Source organism: Peribacillus deserti, assembly GCF_002863585.1.
In the GTDB taxonomy this organism is placed as follows: domain Bacteria; phylum Bacillota; class Bacilli; order Bacillales; family DSM-1321; genus Paraperibacillus; species Paraperibacillus deserti_A.
In genome coordinates, this window is the sequence record NZ_PGUY01000017.1 from 19,716 (window position 1) to 37,387 (window position 17,672).

16 protein-coding genes are annotated in these 17,672 nt (G+C 43.0%); 5 read left to right on the top strand and 11 right to left on the bottom strand.

Features of this window, described 5'->3' with window-relative positions; translation table 11 throughout:
- Positions 1-76: 76 nt before the first annotated feature.
- Positions 77-943 (top strand): TetR/AcrR family transcriptional regulator, encoded by an 867-nt coding sequence (locus tag CUU66_RS05935; RefSeq protein ID WP_101640760.1) that lies wholly within the window; start codon positions 77-79, stop codon positions 941-943.
- Between the two features lie 97 nt (positions 944-1,040).
- Here the strand turns inward: CUU66_RS05935 and CUU66_RS05940 are convergent, their stop codons facing one another.
- Together CUU66_RS05940 and putP are read right to left on the bottom strand one after the other, a co-directional pair.
- Positions 1,041-1,709: a vWA domain-containing protein gene (locus tag CUU66_RS05940; protein WP_101640761.1), complete on the bottom strand. Its 669-nt coding sequence runs from the start codon at positions 1,707-1,709 to the stop codon at positions 1,041-1,043.
- A gap of 97 nt (positions 1,710-1,806) precedes the next feature.
- A complete protein-coding gene (gene putP / locus CUU66_RS05945; RefSeq protein WP_101640762.1) occupies positions 1,807-3,270 on the bottom strand; it encodes a sodium/proline symporter PutP in 1,464 nt (487 codons plus the stop codon).
- A gap of 281 nt (positions 3,271-3,551) precedes the next feature.
- Between putP and CUU66_RS05950 the strand changes: the two genes are divergently transcribed.
- Positions 3,552-4,853, top strand: coding sequence for an NCS2 family permease (locus CUU66_RS05950; protein WP_101640763.1), 1,302 nt, complete (start codon positions 3,552-3,554; stop codon positions 4,851-4,853).
- Positions 4,854-4,960: 107 nt separating this feature from the next.
- Here the strand turns inward: CUU66_RS05950 and CUU66_RS05955 are convergent, their stop codons facing one another.
- The 3 genes from CUU66_RS05955 to CUU66_RS05970 all read right to left on the bottom strand — a co-directional run bounded on the left by CUU66_RS05955 (position 4,961) and on the right by CUU66_RS05970 (position 8,731).
- On the bottom strand, positions 4,961-5,164 hold the full coding sequence (locus CUU66_RS05955; protein WP_101640764.1) for a YbdD/YjiX family protein: 204 nt from the start codon (positions 5,162-5,164) through the stop codon (positions 4,961-4,963).
- Complete coding sequence (locus CUU66_RS05960; protein ID WP_101640765.1) at positions 5,154-7,232, bottom strand: carbon starvation CstA family protein; 2,079 nt, start codon at positions 7,230-7,232, stop codon at positions 5,154-5,156. The genes CUU66_RS05955 and CUU66_RS05960 overlap by 11 nt, the downstream gene beginning before the upstream one ends.
- A gap of 719 nt (positions 7,233-7,951) precedes the next feature.
- Entirely contained in the window at positions 7,952-8,731 is a 780-nt protein-coding gene (locus CUU66_RS05970) for an SDR family oxidoreductase (RefSeq protein ID WP_101640767.1), read from the bottom strand.
- A 361-nt stretch (positions 8,732-9,092) separates the two neighbouring features.
- Between CUU66_RS05970 and CUU66_RS05975 the strand changes: the two genes are divergently transcribed.
- The 3 genes from CUU66_RS05975 to CUU66_RS05985 are packed head-to-tail and all read left to right on the top strand — an operon-like array spanning position 9,093 to position 12,981.
- Entirely contained in the window at positions 9,093-10,676 is a 1,584-nt protein-coding gene (locus tag CUU66_RS05975) for a spore germination protein (protein ID WP_180955170.1), read from the top strand.
- Positions 10,666-11,844, top strand: a complete 1,179-nt coding sequence (locus CUU66_RS05980; RefSeq protein WP_101640769.1) for a Ger(x)C family spore germination protein — start codon at positions 10,666-10,668, stop codon at positions 11,842-11,844. Before CUU66_RS05975 ends, CUU66_RS05980 begins: the two co-directional genes overlap by 11 nt.
- A gap of 18 nt (positions 11,845-11,862) precedes the next feature.
- On the top strand, positions 11,863-12,981 hold the full coding sequence (locus tag CUU66_RS05985) for a GerAB/ArcD/ProY family transporter (protein WP_101640770.1): 1,119 nt from the start codon (positions 11,863-11,865) through the stop codon (positions 12,979-12,981).
- Between the two features lie 5 nt (positions 12,982-12,986).
- Here the strand turns inward: CUU66_RS05985 and CUU66_RS05990 are convergent, their stop codons facing one another.
- The 6 genes from CUU66_RS05990 to CUU66_RS06020 form a co-directional block, all read right to left on the bottom strand.
- Entirely contained in the window at positions 12,987-13,205 is a 219-nt protein-coding gene (locus CUU66_RS05990) for a hypothetical protein (RefSeq protein WP_101640771.1), read from the bottom strand.
- A gap of 164 nt (positions 13,206-13,369) precedes the next feature.
- Positions 13,370-14,353, bottom strand: a complete 984-nt coding sequence (locus CUU66_RS25195; protein ID WP_180955172.1) for a general stress protein — start codon at positions 14,351-14,353, stop codon at positions 13,370-13,372.
- Between the two features lie 106 nt (positions 14,354-14,459).
- Positions 14,460-15,221, bottom strand: a complete 762-nt coding sequence (locus CUU66_RS06000; RefSeq protein WP_101640773.1) for an N-acetylmuramoyl-L-alanine amidase — start codon at positions 15,219-15,221, stop codon at positions 14,460-14,462.
- A 36-nt stretch (positions 15,222-15,257) separates the two neighbouring features.
- Complete coding sequence (locus CUU66_RS06005) at positions 15,258-15,683, bottom strand: phage holin family protein (RefSeq protein ID WP_101640774.1); 426 nt, start codon at positions 15,681-15,683, stop codon at positions 15,258-15,260.
- 131 nt (positions 15,684-15,814) lie between these two features.
- On the bottom strand, positions 15,815-16,186 hold the full coding sequence (locus CUU66_RS06010) for an ArpU family phage packaging/lysis transcriptional regulator (RefSeq protein ID WP_101640775.1): 372 nt from the start codon (positions 16,184-16,186) through the stop codon (positions 15,815-15,817).
- Between the two features lie 666 nt (positions 16,187-16,852).
- Positions 16,853-17,611 (bottom strand): C39 family peptidase, encoded by a 759-nt coding sequence (locus tag CUU66_RS06020; RefSeq protein WP_374702975.1) that lies wholly within the window; start codon positions 17,609-17,611, stop codon positions 16,853-16,855.
- Positions 17,612-17,672 lie beyond the last annotated feature (61 nt).

Sequence of the window (17,672 nt, forward strand, 5' to 3'; positions counted from 1 at the left end):
CAGCGTCAATACGCCTCCGGTCTTATTCACAAAAAATTAATAAATTTTATCTAGCTTTTTAGGCGGTGTTATTTCATTGAAAGAAAAAGAAAAAATGATCATGGATTCAGCCATGAAGTTAATAGCAGCTAAAGGCTTTGACGCAACCTCTATACAGGAAATTGCCAACCATGCAGGAATTTCGAAAGGCGCATTTTATCTCCATTTCAAATCCAAGGAAGCCTTACTCCTAGATATTTTCAAATATAACTATGAAATGATCAAAGCCAGGATCGAACATTTAAAAAGCTTAAACCTTCCTCCTAAAGATCTCTTTATCGAACATATTGTCTGCCAATACGAGGCTATCTTAAATCAAAAGGAATTTATTATCATGCAGACCCGCGAGCAGGCTGTCCCTTTTAACGAATCTATCGGGGAATTCATCAAAAATATGAGAATCGAAGCTGCCGAAAATACCAGATTTACAATTTGCTCCCTTTACGGTGAAAAAGCAGCCTCCTTCCAGTGGGACCTGACCATACTCGTGCAAGGAATGTTCTCCGCTTATCTTGAGCTGCTAATCTTCCAGAGTGCCAAATTAGATTTATACGAACTCGCCGCCTATATTTTAAAAAGAACCGATGATTTAGTTGAGGGATTGCTTAAATCCGGAGATCCACCCATGCTTTCAACAAAGGAAGTGGAAGATTTAATTGCTTTCCCGTTAGCCCCTGATAAATTGGACAAAATGGATCTGACCATTGCGATAGGATCAGCAAAGGAAGATTTTAAAGATTCAGAGGAGCATTTAGTCTCACTAGAGGTGATAGAAAATGAATTATCCTCCGAAGCACCTAGAGCACCTGTTATTAAAGGGATGCTTCACAATTTAAGGAAGGAAAAAGAGCTTGATTCCCTGGTCAGGAAAATTGCTGCATTTTTTGATATACAAGAAGATTAAGCTTTGCCATACTGACGCGCATAAACTAAAAGACCTGCTTTCCGGCAGGTCCCTTATTTTATGCTGGTTTGGCTGGCTCACATTTACATTATGACTATTAGGATAGAATGCCTTTGGTTTTTGCCTCTTCAATCCAAGAAGGGAACTCATTTAACAGCTGATTATATAGGTCTTCATCACTTATCTTCTCCACATCTTCAATGTGAAAGAAGTTAGCATTATCTACAAACCGGCCTTCCATATGATCCAGGTTCTGTAAAACTTCGAAATTAGAATCTCCTATTCCGACAAACTGCCAAAAGACCGGCATGACCGATGACTCAACAACTGGTTTTTTTATCGTTTTCTTACAACCGCCATCATTGATAAAAACAATAAAAGCCGGTTCTGCACTCTGCGTTTCAATGGTATATTTCTTGATTACATCTTCCATAACAGGCGGTTCATCATTCCGGCCAAATTTATGTATAAGCGGATTGGAGAGTATCACATCTTCTACATAATTATTAAAATCAATCTCAGTGACCGGCTTTAATCGTGAAAATTCGTTATCATATACCCAGACATCAAGAGTTCCATCGTCATCAAACTGGCTGGCAACGGCAAGAATTTTTTCTACTACTTTTTGAACGGTCCCGTTTTTATACAGTTTTCTCATCGAACCTGATATATCCAGTACAAGGCCTACCCGGGCAGTCACTCCATTCAGTTTTTTCTTCTCCAAGGCAACTTTTACATTCTGTTTAAGCAGGCTGATACTGTTCACTGGATCGCCTCCCCTATACTTACTAATTTCACTATAGCATTTTTACAATGAGTCAAAAAGGCTGCCGAGTCTCCTCAGGCAGCCTTTCAAATCTAGATTATCTCAGCTTGCTGACAGCTTCATCAAATTCCGATTGGATGTCTTTAGAAGGCTTTGCTGTCAAGAGACTGACAAGGATGATTGCGAGTCCACAGGCTATAAAGCCAGGAATAATTTCGTATACCTCTTCGACCGCTTTTATCTGTTCCCAGATAATAACCGTTAAGGTACCAGTAATCATACCCGCAAGTGCCCCCCACTTAGTCATGCGTTTCCAATATAGGCTCAGCAGAATTACGGGACCAAAGGCCGCACCAAAGCCTGCCCAGGCATAACCGACAAGATTCAACAGTGTTTCGCTTGGATTAAATGCCAGGAATAAGGCAATCAGAGCAATACCAAGCACCGCTAGTCTTCCTACTAATACAAGTTCCCGATCAGAAGCATTTCTTCGTATGAAGGCCTTATAAAAGTCTTCCGTCAGAGCACTTGATGTAACAAGAAGCTGAGAGGATATGGTACTCATGACCGCTGCCAGAATGGCCGCAAGCAGGAAACCTGTGATAAGTGATGGAAACAGCTGATCGGATATCACGATAAATACCGTTTCAGGATTATCGAGGGTCTGGCCATTAATATGGAAATAGGCAATTCCGATAAGACCGGTAATCATAGCTCCAACAATGGAAAATATCATCCAGCTCATCCCGATCCGTCTGGCACTCTTCATTTCTTTTACAGAGGAAATGGCCATAAAACGAACGATGATATGCGGCTGTCCGAAGTATCCCAGCCCCCAGGCCAGAAGTGAAATAATTCCAACTGGAGTGGCCCCTTTAAGAACGGAAAGCAGAGCAGGGTCTATGCTATGGATTTCAGTAAAAGTCCGGTCGATCCCGCCGATGTTGACGAGAGTTACAATCGGAACCAAAACTAAAGCAATGACCATAATTGTGCCTTGGACGAAATCAGTCCAACTGACCGCAAGAAAGCCTCCAAATAATGTGTAGCAGACTACAACTCCGGCTGTTACCCAGATACCAATCGTATAGTCCATGTTAAAGGCTGTTTTGAACAGCTCTCCTCCGGCTACCATTCCGGAGGAAGTATAAAAGGTAAAAAATACAAGAATAACAAGTGCAGAAACAATTCTTAATATATGCGAACCATCTTTAAATCGATTCTCCAGAAAATCTGGAATGGTGATTGAGTCATTTGCAACTTCCGTATAGGTCCGCAGACGAGGTGCAACATAAAGCCAGTTTAAGTAGGCTCCGAGCGTTAACCCAACAACAATCCAGCTGCTGCTGACACCGCTTACAAACATAGCCCCAGGCAAACCCATCAGAAGCCAGCCGCTCATGTCTGATGCCCCGGCACTGAGAGCCGTGACCGCTGGACCTAAATCTCTTCCCCCGAGCATGTAGTCCGTTAAATTGGCTGTCCGCTTATATGCGAAGTACCCAATCAGGAGCATACCGACCATATAAATCCCGATGGACGTCAATATCCCATAATCCATAAAAACCCCCCCTGTTTTCTATTCTAGAATTGTATATCAAAATATCAAACTTCCCTTTTAAATAGAAAAGCCAATATTCCTCTCTAGAATACCAAGAAATAATAGTTTTGTTAATTAATATAATCATGGAAAAGATATACTTGCGGGACAGATAAGTAAACCGAAAGTGCCCTCTCCATTCACGTTTAAGAGTTCTCTTGAACTCCACTCTCTCTCATGGTAATCTATACATTTGGGTTATTCAAATGAATATCCGACTCTGACTAAGAGGAGAAATAAAGATGTTTAATTTACAAAAACAGCAAACTTCCGTTAGAACCGAATTTACAGCCGGTCTGACAACCTTTTTTACTATGGCTTACATAATTGTGGTCAACCCGCTGATTTTATCAGATGTGGGCGTCCCATTTGAGCAAGGGTTCACGGCAACCATCATAGCTGCTGTTATCGGCACTTTATTTATGGCGCTGGCAGCCAATTATCCTATTGCCGTCGCACCCGCTATGGGTACCAATGTATATTTTGCCTATACAGTCATCCAGTCAAATAATGGCGTTGGCTATCAGGAAGCTTTTTCAGCTTTATTCATAACTGGGATCCTATTCTTCATTCTTTCGTTAACAAAACTTAGGACCATCCTGATTGAAGTGATTCCTGAAAACCTAAAACATGCCATCACTTCTGGTATCGGCTTGTTTATTGCCTTTATCGGCCTTCGTTTGACCGGCATCATTAAGGCACATCCTTCCAATCTTGTTGGCCTTGGAGATCTGCATTCCCCAGGAGTCGTCCTAGCATTAATTGGGCTGGCCATTACTCTGGTCCTGATGACGCTAAACATTCCCGGTGCCCTATTTATAGGCATTGTTATCACAGGTATCATAGCAAGTCTCACAGGGCAGCTTTCGTTCAGTAAAGGCATCGTTTCACTTCCTACACTTCCTGAAGGGCTCATCGTCATGAATCCGGTCACTGCCTTGAAAGATGTCATTGAGTACAGCTTATACCCAGCTATTTTTTCCATTATACTGGTCACAATCTTTGATACAACCGGGACGGTGCTCGGAGTAACCAAACAGGCTGGATTAATGAAAGGAAATACACTTCCAAGGGCAAGAAGAACACTGATTGCCGATTCGGTGGGAACACTGATTGGTTCAATGTTCGGCACTACCCCGACATCTGCTTACATTGAATCAGCATCGGGTGTAGCTGCTGGGGGACGTACAGGGCTCACTACCGTTTTTGTGGGCGTCCTATTTGTAATAGCTGCCTTTTTCGGCCCTTTAATCAGCGCCGTATCAGGGATTGCAGCCATTACTGCACCTGCTCTTGTAATCGTAGGTGCCTTGATGCTGAGTAATGTCAGACATATTCAATGGGATGATTTTGACGAAGCCTTCCCTGCCTTCATCGTCATACTGACCATGCCGCTTACATCAAGCATCGCGACCGGAATCGCTTTTGGCTTTATATCCTACCCATTAATGAAAATCGCCAAGGGCAAATGGAAAAGCGTACATCCGCTGGTATACATTTTCGCCGTACTATTTATTATACAGCTGCTGTATTTTCCGCATTAAAAGATGGGGACTGTCCCCCATTTCCCGATTATTTCCCAAAGCAAAAAAAGCTGATTCAGGATCATTCCCGAATCAGCTTTTTTGTATTCACTCTGTACACTGGGCTCCTAGCAGCACCTTGAAACTTTCCCGCCCTTAGCATTATATCTCGCTTCTTGGGCTTCACGGAAAAATTCCTTTCTTGACTGGATTTTCTGCCCTGGATGATTTGCGCACATATGCTCTACATACGTTTCATAACTGGGAACACCCACAAGCAGACTAATAAATTGTTTGCGGTAGCCGAAGGCTTTTGTCAGTTTATCCAGCATATTGTTTTTTATCTCCTTGATCCCGCGGGACATATGGTGCTTCGTGAAGGGTGACACTCTTATTGGTCAGAACCTTAATCCAAATCCGCACTGCAGAGATCAACACTGCTATAACTACCAGCATGAAAACCGCACATAATCCTGCATCCACATAATCATTCATCACCACTTGCTTCATTTGCTCTTTGCTTGCAGCGGGTGCAAGAATTTTCCCTTCGTCAAGCGCAGTGCTGAATACCTTACCATGAGCCAGGAATCCGATTCTAGGATTTTCATGGAACAGCTTTTGCCAGCCGGCAGCCATAGTCACGATCAGCAGCCATGTGGTTGGAATAAGCGTAATCCAGACATAAGCTTTCTTGCCCATTTTAAATAGGATGGTAGTACCCAGAAGCAGGGCTATACCAGCAAGCATCTGGTTTGCGATTCCAAACAGCGGCCATAATGTATTGATGCCTCCAAGCGGGTCAATGACCCCCTGATACAGGAAGTACCCCCAGCCAATTACACATAACGTCGTAGCAATGATGTTAGCAACTAATGAATCTGTTTTTGCCAGCGGCTTATATACATGACCAAGAATATCCTGGATCATAAATCGCCCGACCCTGGTCCCTGCATCGATGGTTGTTAAAATAAATAATGCCTCAAAAAGAATGGCAAAATGGTACCAGAAGGCCATCAATGCCTTACCGCCAATAACATTTGAAAACAAGTAGGCCATTCCGATGGCAAGCGTCGGAGCACCGCCGGTTCTTGAGATAATACTTTCTTCCCCTACATCATCAGCAAGCGTGGTTAAATCATTGGGCGTAATGGTAAAGCCCCAGTCACTTACTGCTTTAGCCGCCGATGCAGCATCAACCCCAATGACTGCGGGCGGGCTATTGATGGCAAAATAGATCCCTGGAGTCAGGACACATGCAGCAATCATAGCCATAACCGCTACAAAGGATTCGGTTAACATGGCTCCGTATCCAATTGGACGGGCATGGGATTCACGCTCTATCATTTTTGGAGTCGTACCGGATGATACCAGGGCATGGAAGCCGGAGACTGCTCCACATGCTATTGTAATGAATAAGAACGGAAACATATTCCCCGCAAATACCGGACCTGTACCGTCAATGAACTTAGTAACTGCAGGCATTTGCAGATCAGGGGCTACAATTAGAATCCCCAGTGCCAAACCGACAATCGTACCCACTTTTAAAAATGTACTTAAATAATCCCTCGGGGCCAGCAGCAGCCATACCGGCAGTACTGAAGCTATAAACCCATAGACAATCATCATGATAGCGATGGTTTCCCCTTTGAAGGTGAACATGGCTGCAAGTGTTTCGTGCTCTGCTACATACTGCCCGCCATAGAGTGAAAGAATCAGGAGTACAATTCCTATGACAGACCCTTCCCCAACCCGCCCCGGGCGGATATAGCGCATATAGATCCCCATAAAGATGGCAATCGGGATAGTAGCCGCGATCGTAAACATTCCCCACGGACTGCCTACAAGCGCTTTCACAACAACAAGAGCTAAAACAGCTAATAATATAATCATAATTCCTAGAATACCGACCATGGAAATAAGACCAGTCACAGGGCCGATTTCTTCCTTGATCATTTCACCTAAAGACTTTCCTTTTCTTCTCATACTGCCAAATAAAATAACAAAATCCTGTACAGCACCAGCCAGAACAACACCCGCGACAATCCAGATCGTACCTGGCAGATACCCCATCTGGGCTGCCAGTATCGGACCAACTAGAGGACCCGCCCCTGCTATAGCTGCAAAATGGTGTCCAAAGAGGACCCATTTATTAGTAGGAACATAATCTTTCCCATCATTGTGCAGCTCTGACGGAGTTTTTCGGTTATCATCCAGCTCAAAAACTTTATTAGCTATGTATCTGCTGTAAAAACGGTATGCTACAGCATAAGTGCTAACAGCCGCTACGAGCAGCCATATAGCATTGATAGATTCTCCCCTTTTTAAAGCAAGAACCCCGAACCCCACTGCGCCCAGGGCAGAAATAAGCCCCCAGATTACGATAGATTTAAGCGCTTTCAACACAATCCCTCCCAAATAATCACTATCACACTACCCATTATACAAATTATTCAGAATTATTAAAATAAATTTTAACAAAATATAATAGAAATTTGTCTTTTACTAGAGGAGAGGAGCGAAAAATGGGGACTGTCCCCAATTTCCCAGGATTATTTCCCGAGGTGCTATAAAGCGCTTATACTTATGGAGTTCTTTTCATTTAGCTCTTTTCTAAAATATTATTGTTTATTGATAAGTTTCTGTGAACCTACCCTATTGTCTGCTTATGCTAATCCCATCCGTTTATGTTTCGGAACTTATCCCATGAAGCATATGATTATGTTTTCGAACTTATACTGATGCCCACCCTTTCGAAACTTATGAGTATCCTCAGACGTTCGTCATTATTTTTCCGAAGCTTATGATAATCTTCACCGTTTATCTTCGGAACTATCCTGATCTCCCGAAACTCTTTAATCCCACAACTATCACCTGAGCTTCCTAACGACGGGTTCCGACTATTTCGCAATCCTGTAAAATTAAATCCCCTCAAGCCTGTTTTCAACCCCAATAAACATTGAGTCCCCTTGAGGCAGAGCACCTTCAGAGGCATTCGGAACCTGCCTTCGAATCCCTCACAAGCTGATTTACCAAATTTCGTCACCCCCATGACTCTTGAGCTGAAATCGCAGCAAGCCCCATACTCCCGCACACAAAAAAACTGGCCGCAGCCAGTTTACTTATAGCAGTGATTCTGCCCCATCGATATAAATTTTCGTACCCGTAATGTGCGATGATTGGTCACTTGCAAGGAAATAGACCAGATCCGCCACCTGTTCGGATGATCCGGATTTATTTTCGAGCGGCTGGTTGCCTTCCGGATATTCAATTGGAATTTTCACTTCCTCTACACCTTCTTCGGTAAAGGTATTTTGATCTATATTCGTATCAATCGCTCCCGGACAGATTGCGTTGACTCTGATTTTATATCTTGCCAGCTCCAATGCAGCCATTTTCATAAATGCAGTCTGTCCCGCTTTAGAGGTGCTGTAGGCCGACATGCCAATATTTTTAAATGTCCGGTTGCCGTTAATGGAACTGGTTATGATCATGCTTCCGCCATTCTCTTTCATGTGCGGGATTGTGTATTTTACAAATAAGAACGTGCTTTTTAGATTGGTCGTAATCGTCTGGTCCCATTCATCGGGATCCATTTCTTCGATTGACGTTACGGTCCCATTAATCCCTGCATTGGCAAAGAGTACATTTATGCTGCCCCATTTTTCATGAACCTTGCCGATGGCCTCGCTCACTCTTGCCGGGTCTGATACATCCACATTAAGCACAAAGGCTTCTCCGCCGGCCCCGCTTATTTCCTCTTTTACTTGCTCAGCTCTATCCTCTTTGATGTCGATGATACATACCTTATACCCTTCCTTTGCAAGCCTTTTGGCGGCTGCTGCACCGATTCCGGAACCTCCACCAGTTACCACAGCGGTCTTGCTTTGATTGTTTGGCATGCCTGTGCCCTCCCTCAAAAGATTTATACATATTTTAACCCTAACCAAAATGTCACAAACCTGTTTTTCGAAAGAGATGCACTTGCTGAATCGTTTATTTGGTTTTTCAGCTCTTGTATATACTTACCTATTTAAAAAATTCATTGTTGATTTTGGTATAAGCTGCAGACAAAGACTCCTGTAAAGGAAAGGATCAAGAGAGCTGCAGTGTAAACGTGAGAGGTGGCCACCGGACCACACGCGGAAAGTAAGCTTCCTTTGTTGTAAACAACAGACAAGGTTGACACGGCTGCATACATAAAAAATAATTCCTGGAAAATACTAAAATTTAGAAAACTCGAGGTAAGGGGGACAGGATATTGTGCCAAGCTTTTTTAAAACAGGAACGAAGAAGATTCAGTCTAAAAAGGAGTCATCACCTAGTCAGCCAAGTACGATAAAACCGAACATTACGAATCTTACATATAACATTGACGACAATATCGATTTGATAAAAGATTGCTTGGGCAGCCCCCCGGACCTGAATGTAAGGAAGATTATAATTGATGCTGCCACCGATTTTTCTGTCGCCATGATCCGTATGGATGGAATGTCTGACAAAAAGGAAGTGGATTTCTCCGTCATTGAACCTCTGTCGAAAATGAATTTCGAACAACTGAGGGAGCAGCTTGAGAGCCCAAACTCAGCAGAAGTACTCGGACGGCTGATAGCAGTAAATAAATTAGAAAAAATGAATGATGTAGACAAGGTCGTTAATTCAATTTTGCAGGGAAATACCGGAATATTGTTCAACCATACCTCACAAGTTTTTATTGCCAGTACAAGGCTCATTGATAAAAGAGGATTGTCTGAACCGTCATCCCAGACTGTCATCCGCGGGCCAAAAGACAGTTTCACTGAGGATTTACGGACGAATACTTCCCTTGTAAGGGCACGGATTACAAATCCAAAGTTAAGAATTGAAACTCTCAATGTTGGTGAAATAACACATACAAATGTTGAACTTATGTATCTTAACGGAATCGCAGACGATTCAATTTTACAAGAGCTTCGAAATCGGATCAAAAAGATAAAGATCGATGCCATTCTGGAATCCAGCTATATTGAAGAGTTTATCCAGGATAGTAAAAACAGTATTTTCCCAACTCTTATAAGTACTGAAAGACCAGATGTGGTGGTTGCTAATCTCCTAGAAGGACGATTCGCCATATTCGTTTATGGAACTCCTTATGTGTTAATAGGTCCTGCAACTTTTATACAATTTTTTCAGTCACCTGAAGATTATTACCAAAATTATTATATGGGTTCTTTTATAAGGATTCTTCGTTTTGTTTCCTTTTTCATTGCCTTGTATATTCCTGGGTTATATGTTGCCATCATGACTCATCACCACGCCTTGATTCCGACTACTTTATTGATTACCCTTGCTGGACAGAGGGAGGGAGTGCCTTTTCCAATCGTCGTGGAAGCCCTCATTATGGAGCTGGTTTTTGAAGTCCTCAGGGAAGCTGGCGTGCGGATGCCGCGGGCGGTGGGCCAGACAGTTTCCATCGTAGGAGCCTTAATCCTGGGTCAGGCCGCAGTACAAGCCGGGTTTGTTTCAGCTTCTACCGTTATTGTGGTATCACTTACTGCAATCGCCAACTTTACCATGCCTTTTTTTAATGTGGCTATTGCAGCCCGGATCCTCAGATTCTTGCTGCTGCTGCTGGGTTCTTATATTGGGATGTATGGAATAATGCTTGGCACGTTTGTGATCTTGGCTCATTTATGCTCTTTGAGGAGTTTTGGACTTCCCTACTTTGACCCTATTACTCCGTTTAAGCTGCTTGCGCAGAAGGACGTGTTCATCCGCCTTCCTCTACCCAAGCAGATGACAAGGCCAGAACCTGCAAGTCCTGAAGAGAAAAACCGTGTACAAGGAGGCGGCCGGAATGAAACGTAAATTCGTATTCATCCTGTCCTTTTTCATTACCGCCTGTCTACTGGCAGGCTGTTCTAATTACCGGGAGTTAAGAGATGCTGCCTTTATCGCTGGCATAGGAATTGATTGGTTAAAAGAAAAACAAAGGTATCAAATTACCTTTCAAGCCTTTTCACCAAGTCCCGCGGGGTCTAGTTCTTCTTCCGGATCAGGTTCCGGTCCGCCTGGGAGCGCGTTATTTATGGCGGAGGGCCGCACGATAAGCGAGGCTGCCCGCCAGGCATCTAAAAAATTCTCCAGAATGCCGGATTACTCACACGTTCGAATCGTTATTATAGGAGATGATCTAGCTAAGTCTGAAAGCTTAAATTTTATTTTTGATGTATTTGAAAGGGATGCTAATATCCGCGCAAATATCCCTGTTTTAATTGCCCGGGGTACTTCAGGGAAAGAGGTGCTGTCAGTCATTCCAGCCACAGAACATCCGGTGGAGTCGATTAACGGAAAGGTAAAGAACTCAGCTAAAATGCAGGGAGAAAATCAAGCAACGGAAGTGTACCAGATCATCAACCAACTTTCGAGCAAAGGATCAGAACCTACTATCGGGGGAATTTCTGTTGTTGCTTCGAAGGACCCGTCTTCGCCTAACAAGAAAGCTACCAAGCTTTCCGGTATGGGAATCATTAAAGAGGGCAAGCTGGTAGGCTGGCTGGACGGAACAAAATCTAAGTCCATTTCGTTTCTGAACAACCAGATCATACAAACAAATGAAAGTATCAGATGTGACAGCCACCAGTATACTTCTGTTCGTATTACGGATTCCAGGAGTAAAATTAAGGTCCGAATGAATTCAGGCAGGCCTGAAATAGTCATCCATGTGAATGCACTTGGCGTACTAGACGAGATGCTATGCAATAGAAAAATCATGGACTATGATGTTTTGCATGAATATGAACAGAAAACATCAAATAATATCTTAAGCCACATAAGAGATGGTATAAATCAAGCCAAAAGTCAGAAAAGTGATATTTTCGGATTTGGAGATATTCTGCACAGGCAGCATCCTGAGCAATGGAAGAAAAACGAGAATCGCTGGAACGATGTTTTTTCAAAGTCTAAGGTATCCATTCATGTTAACTTCAATTTACACGGGACCAGCATGAGGATTGAACCTTATCCTTACAAATAAGAAAGCAACGGTGAGACGATGAAAAAAAAAATCAGAATTGGCAGCTTACAATTCTTTTGCCTAATATTTCTTTTTGAATTAGGAAGTGCGGTCCTATTTGGGATGGCAAAGGAAGCCAGGCAGGCTGCTTGGATTACAATCATATTTGGAATAGTGAGCGGCTGTATCCTATTCTCTGTGTATCTTGGCCTTCACAAGAAATATCCTGACCTGCCCTTGACCGCTTATTCAAGGAAGATAGCAGGCAAATATATAGGGTGGGGCATAGGGTTTGCCTATGTGATCTATTTTAGTTATCTTGCGGTACGAGTACTGCGGGACTATGAGGAATTGCTGGTTATCTCCCAATACCATAACACTTCCCTCCTTACTTTGGGGTTATATATGATTGCTTCCATAATATATGTGATGTTTAAAGGGTTTGAGGTCTTTTCCAGAGTAAGTCAAGTATGCTTCTTTGTGTTTCTGTTTGTAGGAATGCCGGTCATAATCCTTGAACTTTCCGCTCAACTGCTTCAGCCTGCAAATCTTCTTCCGGTGCTTGAGAATGGCTGGATGCCTGTTTTAAAAGCTTTTTTTCCTTCTACTCTTACTGTTCCATTTGGTGAAATGGTTGCTTTCACCATGCTGCTGCCTTATGTAAAGGATCATAAAACAGCTAAAAAGATAGGGTACGCAGGTATTATTGTCAGTGGATTATATTTATCTTTCAGAACCGCCATGAATATTGCGGCCATTGGTCCAGATGTCAGAATCCGGTCCACCTTCCCCATACTGACTGAAATAGGGTTGGTTGAAATAGGTAATTTCATTCAGCGCCTGGATGCAATCGTGCTGGTCATTCTCGTGATCTTAGGTTTTGTAAAAATATTCATCTTCTTTTATTGTGCTTTATTAGGTATAAGCGACTTATTTAATTTAAACGAACCCAAGAAAATGATTTACCCCCTGGGGATACTTATTATTTTATCAGCTGTCTTGGTAGCACCAAACTTTAATACTCACATGGATATAGGGTTTAAAATCGTACCCATATACATGCATCTGCCTTTCCAAATCGCCATTCCTGTCCTATTGCTGCTCATTGCAATAATTAAAACTAAATTTAAAAAAAGCAGAACCAATCAGTCAACTTGACTGGATCAGTTCTGCTTTGCCTGTTTCCTGCTTCTAAACTCATAAAAAATCCAGACACAAAGCAATACCACGATCGATAGAAAATCCTCTTTTCCTAAATTAACAAAATAATTCTTAAAAAAGAACAAAATAGAATCTAAAGCCAATCCAGTCATTACATTCTGCCACATCATAATGCATCCAAGAGAGACCATAATCATACCAGCCGCGAAAACCCTTTTCAAACCAGCACTCCTTTAACTGTTTTCTCTTATTATGTGTACAGAAACAAACCCTTATGTGGGGACTGTCCCCCATTTCCCGAATTATTTCCCAGCATGCATCACATACAAAAAAGGGCTGTCCAAAATCCGGACAACCCTTTCCAGCCAGTATTGAATTATATTCCTTACACGATCGGGTCGCTGCTGTCATTGTCTTTACGGAAAGGTTTTCCTTCCTGTCCCGCGCCTATATCTGTCACAATGCCATTTTTCGTATCATAAGGATTTAAGGAATCTTCAGGCCTGCGGGCTGAATCTACCACAGGATCTCCAGTAATCAGCGGGTCCCTTGTTTCTTCAAGATGCCCAAGGCGTTGATTCATTTCATCGTCATCTATACGGTTCGTGCGGTCCCTGAAACCTTCATTATCAACATTCATAGATTGATCCAAATCTGATTCTCTGTTCAAAGGGGCCGTATGACTTCTAAGGGAAGAATCATTCTCAACTCCCGTTGACCGGACTGTATAGGAATCACCTGTATCTAAATCAACGGAACGGCCTGCTGAAGCGTCTCTATCTAAACCTGCTGAGACGTCTCTATCCAAACCTGCTGAACCGCCTGCCATTGAATTCCCTCTATCTGATCCTGCAAATGAAGTATCACGGCCCAAACCGGAAGTGCCGGTCGTCATTGAAGCGTCGGTACTCAGTCCATGTGTTCCGCCATGTACCCCCTTATCAGCATCTACAAGAACTAGAATTTTCCCTTCTTTAATATCCGTTTCGTAGCGCTCTGCTTCCTCATCCGGAATACCCATGCCAATCAGCGCTCCTGTAATACCTCCTGCACCAGCACCTGTTGCGGCACCTGCTAAAGTCGCTGCTACCGGCCCTGCAGCGAGGATCGGCCCGATACCTGGAATGGCCAGCGCTCCTACTCCGGCAAGAAATCCTGTCAATCCTCCCAGTACACCGCCGGTCGCCGCGCTAGCTGCTGCACCCTCCCCTGCTTTAGTTCCAGTTTCATCAGTTACTTCGCGGGCATCTTCCGGATCTTTGGCAATGACTGATATCTCATCCCTTGCATATCCTTCAGCCTGTAGTTTCTCAACAGCCTGAATCGCTTCGTGCCCGTTCTCATAAACTCCGATTACTCTTTTATTCATATTTATTACCTCCTTAGAATTTGCTCTACCATACAGTTACCCGCTGGAGAAAGCATTAATCCTTCCGGAGGGATTTGTCGAAAAATTCCATTGATAGATCCAGGTCTTAATAAACGACAACGATTGCATCGAACCCGGCGAGGCTGGCTCTTTCTGCAAGGGCATCTGCGTTTTCTTTACTTGAAAATGCTCCAATCTGGACCTTATAGCAGCCCCCGTCAAATGCCGTATAGGCGTCATAACCTTTGGCTTCGGCATCTGCAGCCAGCACATCAGCATTATTCTTGCTGCTAAAAGCCCCGATTTGAACTTTATAGAGAGTGGTAGTCTTTTTTTCAAGCGAGAAGGCCCTTGCAATTCCATTAACATGACCTCGTGCGATATTCTCGATAAAAGGACTATTCTCTAACTTGGCCGCATCATGTACATGGTCGATAAATCCGTTTTCTGTCAGCAATGCCGGCATCTGCGTTTCTCTCAAAACATGAAAGTTTGCCGATTTCATCCCGCGGTCAGAGAACGCGACTACCTTCATCACTTCCTCATGTATGACTCTCTGATAGGTCGAAGCAGGAGCACCTGATCCCGGATAAATATAATCTTCATACCCAGTACCGCCGCCAGAGTTAATGTGGATGGATAAGTAGAAATCTGCTCCCCATAAGTTTCCTGCATTGGTCCGCTCGGTTAATGAGACGGTGGTATCCGCCGTCCGGCTCATCATGATAGATACATCACTATACTCATTTAACAAAATATCTCGAAGCCTGCTGGCAATTGAAAGAGTAATATTTTTCTCCTGCAGTCCATTTCCTGCAGCTCCTGGATCCGTCCCGCCGTGTCCTGGATCAATAAAAATTTTCATCATATCTTCATCACCCCATCTTTTAATTATGCTTGTCCATTATTTCTGTTCGGGCTTATCTTCATCCTTTTTGCTTCCAGCGAATTCATCTACTATGTGTGTCATTACATCCGGTGCTTCCAGACCAAGCGTCTTTATATGCTCAAGAATTAAAAATCCTTCTTTCCCTATCATAAAAATCAGTACGGCCGATCTCATAAATTGATCTGAGCTGCCTATAACCAGATCCAGCTGGTTGGCAGCTATCAACAGAATAAACATGGCGCCTTTCTTCAAAATCATTTCGTATATTTCTTTAAGAGATGTGTCCTTCAAATACCAAAGCTTTGCCGTCCTGCTGACAGCTTCACACCCGGCAAGGATCAGCAGGGCAATCAACAGGCGGTCAAGACCGCCCAACAGGTAAACGGTCAATCTAACAACGCATTCAATCATTCCCTCCGCACAATAAAACAGTTTGTCCATCCAGCACTCCTCTTTTCTTTGTAGATTTAATCGAACATTTGTTCTTATCTATATAGTACAAGATTCTTTTTTAATAAAAGGTGCCTGGTTTGGCCATGAAAATATCCATAATTTCTCCATAAAAAAGACACTCAGATCATTCCGAGTGCGGTTGCTATGCTGTTCAATGCTTCTTTTTTCTTAGCATAATATTTAGCTTTTTTAATTCCCATTTCCAGATAAACCTCCAAGTCGGTGGGATCCTGCGTACTTAAATACTTCTTTTCGATTAATTCTCTTTCCAGAGTATCAAGAGACTCCTCGATAGCTCGTTCAATTTGATTGACTTTTAAGTAATTTTTTTCATCTCTTTCCCTGATTATAGGAAATAAATCGGACATTCCGGCTCGGTTCCGTTCCTTCAGGTTAGCCAGCTGAATTTTCAAGACTTTATATTTCCTCAGTTCTGCAATAACTAGCTTATGAATCTCCTTTTCGGTAAACTGCGGCTGGTTCTCTTTCATCTAGCCTGCTCCTCTCATCCCCTGTAAATCAACTCACCTGCAAGGGCCCCATTATTCGTCGTTCCTTCCGGCTTTTTTACTATTGTATTACAAAACGAGCACACAAAACAAGAACACTTGTTCCTATTTTTAGGTTATTTTTTAACATGCCTGTGGATAACCTCACCAGGTACTTCCTTTCCGCATATCAACATTTTCATCCAGGTCATAAAAAAAGGCTCTTTTCTAAAAGATTGTTGTTTTTTAATAAGTTTTGTTGCATCACCTATTGTTAAATCAGGTTGATTGGAGCGTAAGGTGCGAGACTCCTTGATCCAGCTACAAGCTGAGACCCTCGAGTCATAAGCCAATCGGTCCATGGAAAGGAAAACCGCTTTCCACGGCCCGCTTGTCTTATGCTTGACTAACGAATAAGTGCGACTATGCTTCTGTCTTCGCTAACGCTTGCCACTCAGCAAGTCTTCTTTATCGGGTCTGAACAAGGCGCTTCCGCTTTTCTATGAGGTGAGACCCCGCAGGCGAAGACGAGGAGGCTCACCGCCCGCCCCTAAGGTCCGCGAGCATGCCTTGCGCTCCAATCAACCTCTTGTACAATAGCAGCAAAGTTTGCGAAAACAGCCTAAAAAAAAGAAGCCATCATATGACTTCCTTCGTTTAAATCGATTCTTATCCTGTTATAGTTACCCCCTGCTTGCCCATCTGCTCCCATGCCTTTATAAAGCTTTCTTTCGGAAGCTTTCTATTTTTGTGGCCATATGGATCATTTACATATATGTTCTGCTGGTCATAACCCGTGATTACAACACTATGCTCTTTATAAGTTACCTGGATAACACCCTGTGGAGTATTCCATTCAATAAAATCGCTGACAGGCGCAAAATTTGCTGTAGTGATAATCCATACAGGAGAACCGCTGCCCACTTCCTTAAGAAGCTCTTCAAATGGTTTCCCAGTTAAGTCCTTCACCTTATTACCAGCATATTTTCGTGCCAGATCTGTAATCGGTCCATGATAAACCCCCAGCCCTGGCCCATCTTCCATATTGCCGACAAATCCGGCGTTCGGGTTCCCTTTCTGGCCATTATCAAATGTGAGTGGAACTCTTTTAATAGCCCCTGCTAAATCATTCTTGCTTACGTGTATTCCTCGAAAATTCATAAGCATGGCAAGGCTCGTGACTTCGCATCCATTATACAGCCTTGGTGCATCCATTTGATTAAAAAGCGGCACATCCAGCATTTTACTGGCTGGTACTTTTTCTTTCTGGATTGCTTTTTTTACAGGTGCTGGTACTTTGTTTATTTCCTTTTTCAATCCAGGTTTCTCCTGACTTCCTGCATCTATTTTATCCCCTGAAAACTGTTCAGGTAAATTTGAACAACCGCTGATTATGAAACACGCAAGCAAAGCTGTGATCATTTTTATGTTCATACAAGCTGATGACTCCTTCATAAAAAACTTTATCATCTTATATTATCATAAGCGA